Annotated in this window: 11 protein-coding genes; 6 read left to right on the forward strand and 5 right to left on the reverse strand. The window is 72.2% G+C overall.

Annotation, left to right across the window (positions count from 1 at the left end; all coding sequences use genetic code 11):
• The first annotated feature begins 78 nt into the window (after window positions 1-78).
• Entirely contained in the window at window positions 79-1,104 is a 1,026-nt protein-coding gene (ilvC, locus tag KU893_RS18655; protein WP_218235892.1) for a ketol-acid reductoisomerase, read from the forward strand.
• Between the two features lie 95 nt (window positions 1,105-1,199).
• On the opposite strand, the gene KU893_RS23710 is transcribed toward ilvC, so the two are convergent.
• From KU893_RS23710 to KU893_RS18670, 3 genes are all read right to left on the reverse strand, one after another.
• Complete coding sequence (locus tag KU893_RS23710) at window positions 1,200-4,085, reverse strand: PKD domain-containing protein (protein WP_218235893.1); 2,886 nt, start codon at window positions 4,083-4,085, stop codon at window positions 1,200-1,202.
• 148 nt (window positions 4,086-4,233) lie between these two features.
• The gene (locus KU893_RS18665; RefSeq protein ID WP_218235894.1) at window positions 4,234-5,052 is read right to left on the reverse strand and encodes an ABC-2 transporter permease; all 819 of its coding nucleotides are present in this window, start codon (window positions 5,050-5,052) and stop codon (window positions 4,234-4,236) included.
• Window positions 5,049-5,987: an ABC transporter ATP-binding protein gene (locus KU893_RS18670; RefSeq protein ID WP_218235895.1), complete on the reverse strand. Its 939-nt coding sequence runs from the start codon at window positions 5,985-5,987 to the stop codon at window positions 5,049-5,051. Before KU893_RS18670 ends, KU893_RS18665 begins: the two co-directional genes overlap by 4 nt.
• A gap of 200 nt (window positions 5,988-6,187) precedes the next feature.
• Between KU893_RS18670 and KU893_RS18675 the strand changes: the two genes are divergently transcribed.
• Entirely contained in the window at window positions 6,188-6,832 is a 645-nt protein-coding gene (locus KU893_RS18675) for a DsbA family oxidoreductase (protein ID WP_218235896.1), read from the forward strand.
• Between the two features lie 15 nt (window positions 6,833-6,847).
• On the opposite strand, the gene KU893_RS18680 is transcribed toward KU893_RS18675, so the two are convergent.
• Window positions 6,848-7,300, reverse strand: a complete 453-nt coding sequence (locus KU893_RS18680; RefSeq protein ID WP_218235897.1) for a MaoC family dehydratase — start codon at window positions 7,298-7,300, stop codon at window positions 6,848-6,850.
• A 159-nt stretch (window positions 7,301-7,459) separates the two neighbouring features.
• Between KU893_RS18680 and efeU the strand changes: the two genes are divergently transcribed.
• From efeU to serA, 4 genes are all read left to right on the forward strand, one after another.
• A complete protein-coding gene (gene efeU, locus KU893_RS18685) occupies window positions 7,460-8,344 on the forward strand; it encodes an iron uptake transporter permease EfeU (RefSeq protein WP_246592863.1) in 885 nt (294 codons plus the stop codon).
• A gap of 4 nt (window positions 8,345-8,348) precedes the next feature.
• Window positions 8,349-9,542: an iron uptake system protein EfeO gene (gene efeO / locus KU893_RS18690; RefSeq protein WP_218235898.1), complete on the forward strand. Its 1,194-nt coding sequence runs from the start codon at window positions 8,349-8,351 to the stop codon at window positions 9,540-9,542.
• The gene (gene efeB / locus KU893_RS18695; protein ID WP_218235960.1) at window positions 9,539-10,807 is read left to right on the forward strand and encodes an iron uptake transporter deferrochelatase/peroxidase subunit; all 1,269 of its coding nucleotides are present in this window, start codon (window positions 9,539-9,541) and stop codon (window positions 10,805-10,807) included. The genes efeO and efeB overlap by 4 nt, the downstream gene beginning before the upstream one ends.
• Window positions 10,808-10,935: 128 nt before the next feature.
• Window positions 10,936-12,534 carry a phosphoglycerate dehydrogenase gene (gene serA / locus KU893_RS18700; protein WP_218235899.1) on the forward strand — a complete coding sequence of 533 codons (1,599 nt, stop codon included), beginning with the start codon at window positions 10,936-10,938 and terminating at the stop codon, window positions 12,532-12,534.
• A 99-nt stretch (window positions 12,535-12,633) separates the two neighbouring features.
• Here the strand turns inward: serA and yczR are convergent, their stop codons facing one another.
• Complete coding sequence (yczR, locus tag KU893_RS18705) at window positions 12,634-14,088, reverse strand: MocR-like transcription factor YczR (protein WP_218235900.1); 1,455 nt, start codon at window positions 14,086-14,088, stop codon at window positions 12,634-12,636.
• Between the last annotated feature and the right edge of the window lie 19 nt (window positions 14,089-14,107).

The raw sequence follows: 14,107 nt of genomic DNA on the forward strand, positions 1-14,107 counted from the left end.
ACCCACCACTGAGGCTTCGAGGCTCGCTGCGCTCGCACCTCAACCACCGAGATACCGAGATATAAGGAGAAGCCCGACGTGGCTGAGATCTACTACGACGACGACGCCGACCTGTCCCTCATCCAGGGCAAGCACGTCGCCGTCATCGGTTACGGCAGCCAGGGTCACGCCCACGCGCTGAACCTGCGCGACTCCGGTGTCGACGTCCGCGTCGGCCTCAAGGAGGGCTCGAAGAGCCGCGCCAAGGCGGAGGAGGAGGGCCTGCGCGTCCTCACCCCGCGCGAGGCCGCGGAGGAGGCCGACGTCATCGTCATCCTCGCCCCCGACCAGGTCCAGCGCCACCTGTACGCCGACGAGATCGCGCCGGCGCTCGCCGAGGGCGACACGCTGGTGTTCGGCCACGGCTTCAACATCCGCTTCGGATACATCCAGCCGCCGGCCGGCGTCGACGTCATCCTCGTCGCCCCGAAGGCCCCGGGCCACACCGTGCGTCGCGAGTACGTCGCCGGCCGCGGCATCCCGGACATCATCGCCGTCGAGCAGGACGCCTCGGGCAAGGCCTGGGACCTGGCGAAGTCCTACGCGAAGGGCATCGGCGGCACCCGCGCCGGCGTCATCAAGACCACCTTCACCGAGGAGACCGAGACCGACCTGTTCGGCGAGCAGGCGGTTCTCTGCGGCGGTGTCTCGCAGCTGATCCAGTACGGCTTCGAGACCCTCACCGAGGCCGGCTACCAGGGCGAGATCGCCTACTTCGAGGTCCTCCACGAGCTCAAGCTCATCGTCGACCTGATGTGGGAGGGCGGCATCGCCAAGCAGCGCTGGTCGGTCTCCGACACCGCCGAGTACGGCGACTACGTGTCCGGCCCGCGTGTGATCGACCCGCGCGTCAAGGAGAACATGAAGGCCGTTCTCGCCGACATCCAGAGCGGTGCGTTCGCCGAGCGCTTCATCGCCGACCAGGACGCCGGCGCGCCGGAGTTCAAGGCGCTGCGCGAGAAGGGTGCCCAGCACCCGATCGAGGCCGTCGGCAAGACGCTGCGCTCCCACTTCTCGTGGGCGCACACCGACGACGACTACACCGAGGGCTCGGCCGCGCGCTGACCTCGCGTCGTAGCAGGACACCCCCGGACCCGTCAGGGCCGGGGGTGTCGTGCGTCCGGGCCGACCTGGGGAGAGCCACCAGCGCGCGCTCGAGCTCAGCGCAGGGCGATCGTCACGCTGGTTCCCTTCGCGGCCGCGTCGGTCGTGGCGACCTGGTCCCCGTACTGGCCCGCTGCGACGGGTCCGCCGGTGTCGGCCACGAGCTGGTCGGCGTGGCCGCCGCCGGCGCCGATCAGCCGTTGCCGCACGGTCGAGCCTGCGGGCTCGGCGAAGGTCGTGGTCGCCGAGGAGCGGTCCGCCCACACCGTCACCACCCAGTTGCCGGGGGTGGTGACCACGGGGCTGCGGTGGGCCGTCGTCGCGGTGGCCTCGGCGGCGCCGGCGACGGCGGCCACCGGCCTCGCCGGGTCGGTGCCGGAGTAGGCCAGCACGGTGAGCGTTGCCTTGACGGCGGTCGCGCCGAAGGCGACCGTCACGTTGCGACCGGCGTCGTCGGCGGCGGCGACCTTCTGCCAGACCACCGTGGTCAACGCGTTCGTGGCGACGGGGGCGCCGACCTGGGTCCAGCCCGCCGGCGCGGGCGGCACGGCGCTCGTCGCGGCCGACACGACGGCGACCAGGCCGTCCCCGGCCTGCGCGGTCGTGGGGATCGGTGTGACGACCGACGTCGCGTTGGTGACCTTTCCGGTGGAGTCCCGGTAGGCGACCTGGCTGGTGGCGCCCTCGATCACGACCGGTTGGGTGGACGTGGCGGTGCCGCCGTTCTCGTCGGTGACGGTCAGGGTGACCGGGTAGGTCCCGGGCGCTGTGTAAAGGTGGCCGGCCCGGGCGCCGCTCGCCGTTGCGCCGTCCCCGAAGCTCCACGCCCAGCCCGTGACGGTGCCGTCCGGGTCGGTCGAGCCGCTGCCGTCGAAGGAGCAGGACTGGCCGGCGCAGGACGCCGTGAACGACGAGGTCGGCGGCTGGTTGGCGAGCGGCCCGAGGAACATCGTGCCGCTCGACCACACCGGACTGGCGTCGATGCCGTCGCCGGTCACCCGGGTCCAGGTGCCGCTCGCCACCCCGTCGGTGACGGACAGGCGCCAGAGCTGGTTGGTTGACATGCCGGCCCACAGCGCCCCGTCGGCGTACACGAGGCCGCGGGGGCCCTGCAGGAGTGGGAGGTTCGATCCCGTGACCGTGAACTCGGCGGCGCCGACCACCATGCTGTCCGGGGAGAACCAGCGCCAGAAGACCTTCGACTGCAGGCTCCGCGTGTAGTACAGCCGGTGGTTGGCGTAGGCCATGCCGGTGATGCCTGAGATCTGGGGGTACAACGTGGGGACCCGGCCGCGGTAGGTCTGCGTCCCGCCGCTGGTCGTCACGTCGCTCCAGTACGGGTCGTTGTACGGGTCGATGACGTTGTCCGGGCCGAAGGCGGTGCCGTCGAAGGTCCGGTAGTGCAGCTTGTTGTCGGTCGCGCCGTAGACGAGCTTCGAGCCGACCATGAAGGCGCCGCGCACGTTGTTCCAGCTCGCGCCGCCGGTCGTCGCGACGGTCGTCGGCGCGGTGATCGACGAGCCCGTGAACTGCCGGGTGGTCACGGCCGAGCCGGACAGCCGGTAGAGGCTGCGCGGCAGCACCGGGTCGGCCTGGTTGACGGGGGCGCTGCCGCCGTCGACGGGGAAGAAGGCGAGTCGGGCGCGGCGGTACTCGCCGTTGCCGATGTACTCCGTGTCGCTGCCGACGTAGATGCCGTTGTCCGTCGCCAGCAGCTCCTCGGCGCCGACGCCGCGCGGGTGGCGGCCGGGATTCCAGCTCAGCGGCATGCCGTTGGCCGGGTCGAGCGCGGCCAGGCCGGGACGCGGCACTTGGCCCGCCTGCTGGTCGGCGCCGCTCAGGATCGCGTTCATCCACTTCTGGTGGCCCCCGACGTAGACCGCGTTGTCGGCGATCGCGACCGAGAGCAGCGAGTCCTGGCCGGTCGCGGCCTGCCAGACGGGTTGCACGTCCTGCCCGGTCGCCGCCACGTCGAAGCGGGCCGCCGAGTCGCACAGGGTGCCGTTGTACCCGGCGCCACTGGAGGCGACCACGAAGTAGGAGCTGTCGGGGGAGAAGTCGACGTCGCGCACGTAGGAGTCGAAGTTGTTCTTGCTGCACTCGGGCGTGTAGCGCAGCGTCTTCCAGTCGGGGTCGACGAAGGCGTTGTCGGGTCCGAGCCGGATCAGCACGACCTGGTCGCGTTCGAGGCCGTCGGCGTGCTTGAAGTTGCCGATGGCGGCGAGCCGGGTGCCGTCGGGGCTGGCCGCGATCTTCGCGACGCCGACCGGAGCCTTCGCCGTACCCGAGGGCCAGTTGTGGTTGGTGTCGACGGCGACCTTGAGGTACTCGTCCACCTCCCCGGTGGCTGCGTTCAGCGACGCCGTGCCGGGACGCGGCAGGCCGGCGACGGTCGTGAAGCTGCCGGCCAGCAGCAGCCGGTCGCCCACGAGGGCGATGTCGAGGACGCCCCCGTTGGGGCTGGGGTTCTTGAACCCGGGCACCAGCGCGCCGGTGCCTGTGTCGATCTTGATGATGTTGCGGACCTTGGTGGTGCCCGCGAGCTTGAAGGTGCCGGCCACGAACAGCGCGCTGCCGTCGGGCGTGGCAACGATGCCGTTGACGCTGCCGTCGAGCGCCGGCGCGAAGGTCGGGTCGACGACGCCGGTCAGCCGGTCGTACGCGAAGAGGTACGGCGTCGGCAGCTGCGCGCTCGTCCCCGGGTTCTGTGCCAGCGTGAACGTGCCACCCACGAACACCTTGCGCCCGACCTCGGCGATGGCGAGCGTCCGGCCGTCCAGGATGTTGGGTGTCGTCGCGGGGACGGCCGACGGGACCAGCCGCTGGTGGGCGGGCTGCGCGATCGCCGGGGGACCGCCGGTCGTGAGCGTCGTCACCGCCGTGACGACCGCAGCGAGCAGGACGACGGCACCGCGGATGCGGTGCTGACGGTGTCGACGCACGATGGCCCCCCGTTGAGTCAGCCGAGACCTCCCCGACGCTCGCACCGATCGCCCCGTCGCGAGTCACCCATATCGGGCAAGTACGCCGACGGCCCGCCCTGCGGGGTGCAGGACGAGCCGTCGGCGGGGGCCTGTGGGGCAGCGCCGGCTACTTCACCTCGGAGCGGAGCACGAGCCGGGTGCCGATCAGCAGCGGCAGGGCGATCCACAGCGCGGAGGTGACGCCGAGCTGGGCCCAGTCCTGGCCGGTGAGGTGACCGTCGAAGAGCAGGAAGCGGGTGTCGTTGATGTCGAACCAGCCGGCGTTGTCCGCCCACCATTCCTGGGCGGCGGCCAGTGCGCCGGACAGCCCGGGCAGCACCAGGTTGACCACGAAGTAGCCGACGATCGCGGCGGGCGAGCTGCGGAACAGCAGGCCGAGGGCGAAGCCGAGCAACATGCCGAGCTCGTTGGCAAGCACGATCTGCGCGAAGGTGCCGGCGGAGATGTCCCACACCGGGTCGACGCCGGTGATCATCGAGGTGACCAGGTTGCCGAGGGCGCCGACGCCCAGCGCGACGACCATGCCGGCGAGCCCGATGGCGAGCGTGTTGAGCAGCTTGGCGGCCAGCACCCGGGAGCGGCCCGGCACCAGGGTGAAGGTGGTCAGGGTGGTGCGTTGGCTCCACTCGCTGGTCACGGCGAGCACGCCGATCACGGGCAGGATGACCGACATCGGGCTGCCGATCGCGGCGGCGAACGAGTCGAAGGTCAGGTCGTCGCGGTCGCCGACGAGCAGCGTGATCACGGTCGCGATCGCAGAGGTGATGACGATGCTCGCCATCAACCAGTATCCCGATCGGGTGTCGAACATCTTGCGGAGCTCGACGTACTGGATCCGGCGGAACGGGGTGCGCGCTGGCGCCGGACGCGTCCGGGCGGAGGGGGGTACGACGTCCGGGGCGGCGTCGAGGGTCGTGGCGGTCATGCCGCTGCTCCTTGCGTGGTCGGGGCCTGCTTGCTGGTGGTGTCGACGCTCTCGCGCTGGCTGTCGGCGGTGAGGGCCAGGAACATCTCCTCGAGGCCCGCGCCGTCGGCGGCGCGCAGCTCGGTGACGGCGATGCCGGCCGCGAAGGCGGCCTGGCCGACGCGGGTCAGGTCGGCCTCGGCGAGGACGGCGCCCCCGGAGGTCGGGCGCGCAGGGATCCCGGCGTGGGTGAGCGCGGCGGCGAGGGCCGTCCCGTCGGTGGCGCGGACGAGGGTGCCGGCGCCGGCCAGCAGCTCCTCCTTGGTGCCCTGCGCGACGATCCTGCCGTTGCCGATGACGACGATGTCGTCGGCGATGACCTCGATCTCGTGCAGCAGGTGGCTGGAGAGCAGGACCGTGCCGCCCTCGTCGGCGAAGTCGCGCAGCAGGTCGCGCATCCAGCGGATGCCGGCCGGGTCCAGGCCGTTGGCGGGCTCGTCGAGGATGAGCACCTCCGGGTCGCCGAGCAGCGCCGTACCGATGCCGAGGCGCTGGCGCATGCCGAGGGAGTAGTTGCGGACCCGGCGGCTGGCCTCGTCCGGCGTCAGGCTGACCCGCTCCAGCATCTCCTCGACGCGGGTGCGCGGCAGGCCCATGGTGAGTGCGGCGATGGTGAGGATCTCGCGACCGGTGCGCCCGGCGTGCTGGGCCGACGCGTCGAGCAGGACGCCGACCTCGCGGCCCGGGTCGGGCAGGTCGGCGAACCGGCGGCCAAGGACACGTACCTCGCCGCCGCCCGGCTGGGTCAGGCCGACCATGACCCGCATGGTGGTGGACTTGCCGGCGCCGTTGGGCCCGAGGAACCCGGTGACCCGGCCGGGCGCGGCGGTGAAAGACACGTCGTCGACGGCGGTGAAGCTGCCGTACGACTTGCTGAGGGACTCGACTGTGATCATGGCCCGAAGCCTGTCCCGGCCGGGGCCCGCGCCGCTTCGGGCAGATCCCTTGACCCGCCCCTGAGGTCGCCCCGGGAGCCCCTAGGGGTTTCGAGGCGGCTTCGACGGCTCAGCCGGCACCTCGACCACCGGCATCTTCTGGGTCCGCGCTGCGCGCCGGCCCTGGGAAGCAATCAGGGGTACGCCGCGTTGCACCCCTCGTGCGCATCGAGATCTGGGCCGACGTCGTGTGTCCGTGGTGCTACATCGGCAAGCGCCGCCTGGAGAAGGCGCTCGCCTCGTTCGAGCACCGCGACGAGGTCGAGGTGGTCTACCGCTCCTACGAGCTGGACCCGTTCGCCCCCGAGGTCGGGACCGAGACCACGGTCGAGGTGCTGGGCCGCAAGTTCGGCGCCGACGAGGCCGGCACCCGCGCGATGATGGCCCGCGCCGACGAGGTCGCCGCCGGGGAGGGCCTGGTCTTCTCCCACGCCGACGCACTGCACGCCCGCACCCTGACCGCCCACCGTCTGCTCCACCTGGCGAGCACCGAGGGACGCCAGCAGGCGCTGCTCGAGGCGGTCCTGGCGGCGTACTTCACCCGGGGCGAGTCGCTCGGCGACCACGACGTGCTGCGCCGCGCCGCGGCGGCGGCCGGACTCGACGCCGCGCGGGTGGAGCAGGTGCTCGCCAGCAACGAGTTCCGCGACGAGGTGATGGCCGACGTCGCGCAGGCCCGGGCCTACGGCTCGAGCGGTGTCCCGTTCTTCGTCATCGACGGCCGCCTCGGCATCTCCGGCGCCCAGCCCACCGAGCTCTTCGAGCAGGCGCTGGCACAGGCCTGGGACACGCGCGTCACCGCCTGACGTCGCGTTCGGCCCTCACGGCAGCAGCAGCACGACGGTCTCCGCGACGCAGGCTGGCTTGGCCTCGTCCTCGATCTCGATCGTGTGGTGCACGGTCAGCTTCTTGCCGCGGGGGACGTCCACGACCTCGCCCATGGCGACGTGCAGCCGGATCCGCTTGCCGACGAGGAGCGGGGCCGGGAAGCGGACCTTGTTGACGCCGTAGTTCACCTTGGTGCCCGGCGTGCGCAGGGTGAAGACCTGGCTGCCCAGCCACGGCACCAGCGAGAGCGTGAGGTAGCCGTGGGCGATGGTTCCGCCGAACGGGCCCTGCCGGGAACGCTCGACGTCGACGTGGATCCACTGGTGGTCGCCGGTGGCGTCGGCGAACTGGTTGACCCGGCGCTGGTCGATGGTGACCCAGTCGCTGGTCCCGAGGTCGGTCCCGGCTGCCTCGGTGAGCTCCTCGAACGTCGTGAAAACGCGCATGGCCTGACTCCTTCGTCGACGGCGAACCCTGGTGCCTCGACCTTAGGACTCCAGGGGTACGGCGGTCAGGGGTACGGCGGTCAGCCATCGGCGCGCCGCCGTCCCGCCCCGGATCCGCCGGCGAGAAGTGAGGGCACCCTCCATTAGGCAAGGCTAACCATGGGGAGTAGCCTCGAGCTCGTGCTCGCCAACTTCCTGATCGGACTGCGTGAGGGCCTCGAGGCCGCACTGGTCGTCAGCATCCTGGTGGCCTACCTCGTGAAGTCGGGGCGGCGCGAGCTGCTGCCGCGGATCTGGGCCGGCGTCGGCCTCGCCGTCGCCGTCGCCCTCGGGTTCGGTGCCGCGCTGACCTTCGGACCGCGCGGCCTGACCTTCGAGGCGCAGGAGGCCATCGGCGGCACTCTCTCCCTCGTCGCCGTCGCCTTCGTGACCTGGATGATCTTCTGGATGTCGGCGGCTGCCCGTGGGCTCGGCGCCGAGCTGCGCGGCCAGGTCGACCGCGCCGCCGAGTCCGGACGCTGGTCGCTCGCCGTCGTCGCGATGCTCGCGGTCGGCCGCGAAGGTCTGGAGACCGCGCTGTTCTTGTGGGCGGCCACCCAGGCCGGCACCCGCGACACGATCGGCTCGGTGACCCCGACCTGGGAGCCGCTGGTCGGCGCCCTGCTCGGCCTCCTGGTGGCCGTCGCGCTCGGCTACCTGATCTACCGGGGCGCGATCCGCCTCAACCTCACGGTCTTCTTCACCTGGACCGGCGCCTTCCTCATCGTGGTCGCCGGGGGAGTGCTCGCCTACGGCATCCACGACCTGCAGGAGGCGGGGATCCTGCCCGGCCTGCACGACCTGGCCTTCGACGTCTCCGGCGCGATCCCGCCGTCGTCCTGGTACGGCACCCTGCTCAAGGGCGTCTTCAACTTCTCGCCCGCCACGACGTGGCTCGAGGCTCTCGCCTGGGTGCTCTACGTCGTGCCGGTGGGCGCGATCTTCCTCCTCCGCACCCGCGCCAAGCATCCCTCCCGTCCCTCCCGTCAGCTCCAGGAGCACTGAACCCATGCGCAAGACCCTGCTCGCCTCGGTGGCCGCCCTGGCCGTCGTCCCGACGCTCGCCGCCTGCACCGAGAACGCCTCCTCCGGGGACGACCGGCAGGGCGGCGACGCCCGCGCCCTGAGTGTCGGCTCGAGCGCCGACGCCTGCGAGCTGTCGGCGACCACGGCGCCGGCCGGCACGCTGAGCTTCGAGGTCACCAACACCGGGTCCGACGTCACCGAGTTCTACCTGCTGGGCAGCGACGGCTTGCGGATCGTCGGCGAGGTCGAGAACATCGGCCCGAACCTGACCAAGCTGCTCACCGTCAACGTGCCCCAGGGCGACTACTTCACCGCCTGCAAGCCCGGCATGGTCGGCGAGGGCATCCGCGCCGCCTTCACCGTGACCCACTCCGAGGAGGAGCAGGAGGTCAGCGCCTCGGACCAGGAGCTGATCGACCAGGCGCAGGCCAACTACCGCGCCTACGTGCAGGACCAGTCGGCCCAGCTGCTGGAGAAGACCGAGCAGTTCGTCCAGCTCTACGCCGACGGAAAGGACGACCGGGCCCGCGCGCTGTACCCGGTGGCCCGCGAGCATTGGGAGCGGATCGAGACCGTGGCCGAGTCCTTCGGCGACCTCGACCCGAAGACCGACGCCCGCGAGGCCGACGTCGACTTCGCCGCCGGGGAGAAGTGGACCGGCTGGCACCGGATCGAGAAGGACCTGTGGCCGCAGGACGCGAAGGGCTACACCGCCCTCACGCCCGCCGAGCGCGCGACGTACGCCGAGGACCTGCGCGCCAACGTCACCGAGCTCGACCAGCGGATCCAGGCCACCGGTGCCGACGCGCTGACCTACCCGATCGACGCGATCGCCAACGGCTCGATCGGGCTGCTCGAGGAGGTCGCGAACGGCAAGATCACCGGCGAGGAGGAGGCCTGGTCGCACACCGACCTGTGGGACTTCCAGGCCAACGTCGACGGCGCCAGGGTCGCCTACGAGGGCGTGCAGGGCCTGCTCGAGGCGAAGGACCCGGAGCTCGCGACCGAGCTGACCGGCAAGTTCGACGCGCTGCAGGCGCTGCTCGACGAGTACCGCGACGGTGACGGCTTCGTGCTCTACACCGCGCTGAGCCCGGCCGACACCAAGAAGCTCACCGATGCCGTCAACGCGCTCTCGGAGCCGCTGTCGCAGCTCACCGCGGCGGTGACGTCCTGAGCACCGGCGGCCGGGTCAGCCGCCGCGGACTCCTCGGCGGCGGCGCGGCTGCCGCCGGCGTCGCCGGAGCCTTCGCCGCCGGGCGGCTCGCGGCGCCCGAGACCGAGAAGGTCGCGGCGCCGCTGGCGTCGTACCCCTTCCACGGCGAGCGCCAGGCGGGCATCGTGACGCCCGCCCAGGACCGTCTCCACTTCGTCGCGCTCGACGTCACGACCGACGACCGCGACGAGCTGGTGGCGCTGCTGAAGGCGTGGACCGACGCAGCCGCGCGGATGACCGAGGGCGGCTCGGCCGGCCCGGTCGGCGCGGTGGACGGCCCGGGCAACGCTCCGCCGGACGACACCGGCGAGGCGCTCGACCTGCCGCCGAGCAGGCTCACCATCACCTTCGGCTTCGGTCCGGGCCTGTTCGTCGACGCCGACGGCAACGACCGGTTCGGCATCGCCGCGCGTCGCCCGGCGGCGCTCGAGCAGCTGCCCCGGTTCTCCGCCGACGTCCTCGAACCGGCCCGCAGCGACGGGGACATCTGCATCCAGGCCTGCGCCGACGATCCCCAGGTCGCGGTCCACGCGATCCGCAACCTGGTCCGGATCGGGTTCGGCACGACCGCCGTGCGCTGGTCCCAGCTCGGCTTCGGCCGGACCTCGACCACGTCGACCAGCCAGACCACGCCGCGCAACCTGTTCGGGTTCAAGGACGGCACTGCCAACATCAAGGCGGAGGAGACCGAGGCCCTCGAGCAGCACGTGTGGGTCGGCGCCGAGGACGACCCGCGGGCAGCCTGGCTCACCGGCGGCTCGTACCTCGTGACCCGCCGGATCAACATGACCATCGAGGTCTGGGACCGGCAGTCGCTGGAGTCCCAGGAGCAGTTCGTCGGCCGCACCAAGGGCACTGGCGCGCCGCTGTCCGGTGGCGAGGAGATGAGCGAGCCCGACTTCGAGATGAAGGGGAGCTCCGGACCGATCATCCCGGTCGACTCCCACGTCCGTGTCGTGCATCCCCACACCAACGGCGGGGTGCGGATCCTGCGCCGCGGCTACAACTTCGTCGACGGCAGCAACGACGTCGGCGGCCTCGACGCCGGCCTGTTCTTCATCGCCTACCTGCGCGACCCGCGCACCCACTTCATCCCGCTGCAGCGGGCGATGTCGAAGTCGGACGCGCTCATGGAGTACCTGCGCTTCACCGGCCAGGCGCTCTTCGCGGTCCCGCCCGGCGTCGGCAAGGGCGAGTACGTCGGCCAGGCGCTGTTCGACGCCTGATTCCGGCTCCGCGCGGCCGCGGGCGTCGTACGGACGTTCGTGCGGCCCGCGGACGGCGCCGGGTAGGCTGGCCGGTGACCGCACAGCGCCGTGCAGGCCTTCTCTCCCCATTTCGCGAAGGACCCGCTGTGACCGACCCGACCGCGCGACCCGTCGTCCTCATCGCCGAAGAGCTGAGCCCCGCCACGGTCGAGGCGCTCGGCCCGGACTTCGCGATCAGGTACTGCGACGGCGCCGACCGCGCGGAGCTGTTGGCGGCGATCGCCGACGCCGACGCGATCCTGGTCCGCTCCGCCACCAAGGTCGACGCGGAGGCGCTCGCGGCCGCGACCCGGCTCAAGGTCGTCGCGCGGGCCGGGGTGGGGCTCGACAACGTCGACGTGAAGGCCGCGACCCAGTCGGGTGTGATGGTCGTCAACGCCCCGACCTCCAACGTCGTGTCCGCCGCCGAGCTCGCCGTCGCGCTGATGCTCGCCGCCGCCCGCCACGTCGCGCCGGCCCACGCCGCGCTGCGCAACGGCGAGTGGAAGCGGTCGAAGTACACCGGCATCGAGCTGTTCGAGAAGACCCTCGGCATCGTCGGCCTCGGCCGGATCGGCGTCCTCGTCGCCCAGCGCCTGGCCGCGTTCGGCATGAACGTGATCGCCTACGACCCCTACGTCCAGGCCGGCCGCGCGGCCCAGGTCGGCGTGCGCCTCGTCGACCTCGACACCCTCCTCGCCGAGTCCGACTTCATGTCGGTCCACCTGCCCAAGACCGCCGAGACGGTGGGCCTCATCGACGCCGACGCCCTCGCGAAGGCCAAGGCGTCGCTGGTCCTCGTCAACGCCGCGCGCGGCGGCATCGTCGACGAGGGCGCGCTGTACGACGCCCTCAAGACCGGCCGGATCGCGGCCGCCGGCCTCGACGTGTTCGCCCACGAGCCCTGCACCGACAGCCCGCTCTTCGAGCTCGAGAACGTCGTCGCCACCCCGCACCTCGGCGCGTCGACCGACGAGGCGCAGGAGAAGGCGGGCCTCGCCGTCGCGAAGTCGGTCCGCCTGGCCCTGTCCGGAGAGCTGGTCCCCGACGCCGTCAACGTCCAGGGCGGCGTCATCGCCGAGGACGTCCGCCCCGGCATCCCGCTCACCGAGAAGCTCGGCCAGATCTTCACCGCCGTCGCCGGTGAGGTCGCCCAACAGCTCGACGTCGAGGTCCGCGGCGAGATCGCCGACCACGACGTCACGGTGCTCGAGCTCGCCGCCCTCAAGGGCGTGTTCGCCCATGTCGTCGAGGAGCAGGTGTCGTTCGTCAACGCCCCGCTGCTCGCGGCCGAGCGCGGCATCGTCGTACGCCTGGTGATGGACGCCGAGAGCGGCGACCACCGCAACCTGATCACCCTGCGCGGCACCCTCGCCGACGGCACCCAGGTGTCGGTGAGCGGCACGCTGGTCGGCATGGCGCAGAGGGAGCGGCTGGTCGAGGTCAACGGCTACCTCGTCGACATCGAGCCGACCGAGCACCTCGCGTTCTTCACCTACGTCGACCGGCCCGGCATGGTCGGCACCGTCGGCCAGATCCTCGGCGAGGCCCAGGTCAACATCGCCGGCATGCAGGTCTCCCGGGAGACCAAGGGCGGCGAGGCGCTGGTCGCGCTCTCCGTCGACTCCGCCATCCCCGCCGACACGCTCGCCCTGATCGAGACGGCTATCGAGGCCACCTCGATCCGGGCCGTCGACCTGGCCTGACGTTGAGTCGTCACTTTCTCCCGTTGAGTCGTCACAAACTCAACGGTGAGTCTGTGGCGACTCAACGGGAGAAAGTGACGACTCAACGGGGACGGGGGGTCAGGCCACCAGTACCGGATCGGCTCCCGACGCCGGGGTGGGCGCACCCACGCGCCGGGACGTGACGACGGTCCAGGCGTCCGCGATCCGGCGTACCGCCTCGACGAGCTGGGGCGCGGCGAGCGCGTACGGCAGCCGGACGTAGCGGTCCAGGCCGCCCTCCGGCGCGAAGGACGGCCCGGGCGCGAGGAGGACGCCATGCCGCTCCGCCTCGGTCGACAACGCGGTCGCGCCCGCGACGGGCAGGTGGCACCACAGGGCCATCCCGCCGGTCGGCGGCCGGAACTCCCAGTCGGGTAGGTGCGCGGCGATCGCCCCGGCCATCGCGTCGCGCTGCTCCCGCAGCCGCGCCCGCTGTCCGCGCAGCAGGGACTCGAGGTCACCGGTCAGCAGTCGGGTGAGCACCAGCTGCTCGAGGACCGGGACGCCGAGATCGAGCCCCACCCGGGCCCGGGTGAGCCGGTCGACCAGCGCGTGCGGCGCCCGGATCCAGCCCAGCCTCAGTCCGCCCCAGATGCTCTTGCTCGCGCTCCCGACGCACACCGCGTCCCTCGCCAGCGCCGCGAACGGCGTCCTCGGCCCCGCCCCGTCGAGGCCGAGCAGGTGGTGTGCCTCGTCGATGACGGGGACCGCTGCGTGCCGGGCGAGCAGGCGGGCGTAGCGCTCCCGGTCGGGTTCGGACAGCACCAGCCCGGTCGGGTTGTGGAAGTCGGGCATCACGTGGACCAGCCGCGGCCGGTGCCGGGCCAGGGTCGCGGCGACGGCGTCGAGGTCCCAGCCGTGCGGGTCCAGTGCGATGGTGGTCAGCCGCCCGCCCCCGGTCCGCAGCGCCTGGACGGCGTTGGGGTACGTCGGCGACTCCACCAGCACCTTGTCGCGCGGTCCGGCCAGCGCGCTGCCGATCACGGCGGTCGCCGCGAGCGCGCCCGGGGTCACCACGATCTGCTCGGGGGCGGTCGACAGCCCGCGGGCGTCGTACGTCGCGGCGATGGCGGCCTGCAGGTCCGGCATCCCGGCGGGGAAGTACCCGTGCCCGCCGAGGTGGGCAGGCAGGTCGGCGGTCGCCTCGGCGTACACCGCCGCGATGCCCGGGGGAGCGGTCGCGGCGGCGCAGACCAGGTCGATCACGCCGTTGCCGACGTCGCTGGGCCACAGCGCCCGGTCGAGCGCGCGGGTCCGCCCGCCCGGGAGCCGGGTGAAGGTCCCGGCACCTTGCCGTGCCTCGGCGTACGACGAGTCGCGGAGCACCGCGTAGGCCCGGGTCACCGTGGTCCGCGACACCCCGAGCGCCTCGGTGAGGTCGCGCTCGCTGGGCAGTCGGGTGCCGTAGCCGATCCGCCCGTCGCCGATCAGCTCGCGCAGCGCGTCGGCCAGGCCGACGTACGCGGGGGAGCGGTCGAAGCCCTCGACCAGGGAGGCCAGCCGGAAGGCGGACAGCGAAGTGGACTGCTCCATGCAGGCCAGTACAGCACGA

Source organism: Nocardioides daeguensis, assembly GCF_019192965.1.
GTDB lineage: Bacteria > Actinomycetota > Actinomycetes > Propionibacteriales > Nocardioidaceae > Nocardioides > Nocardioides daeguensis.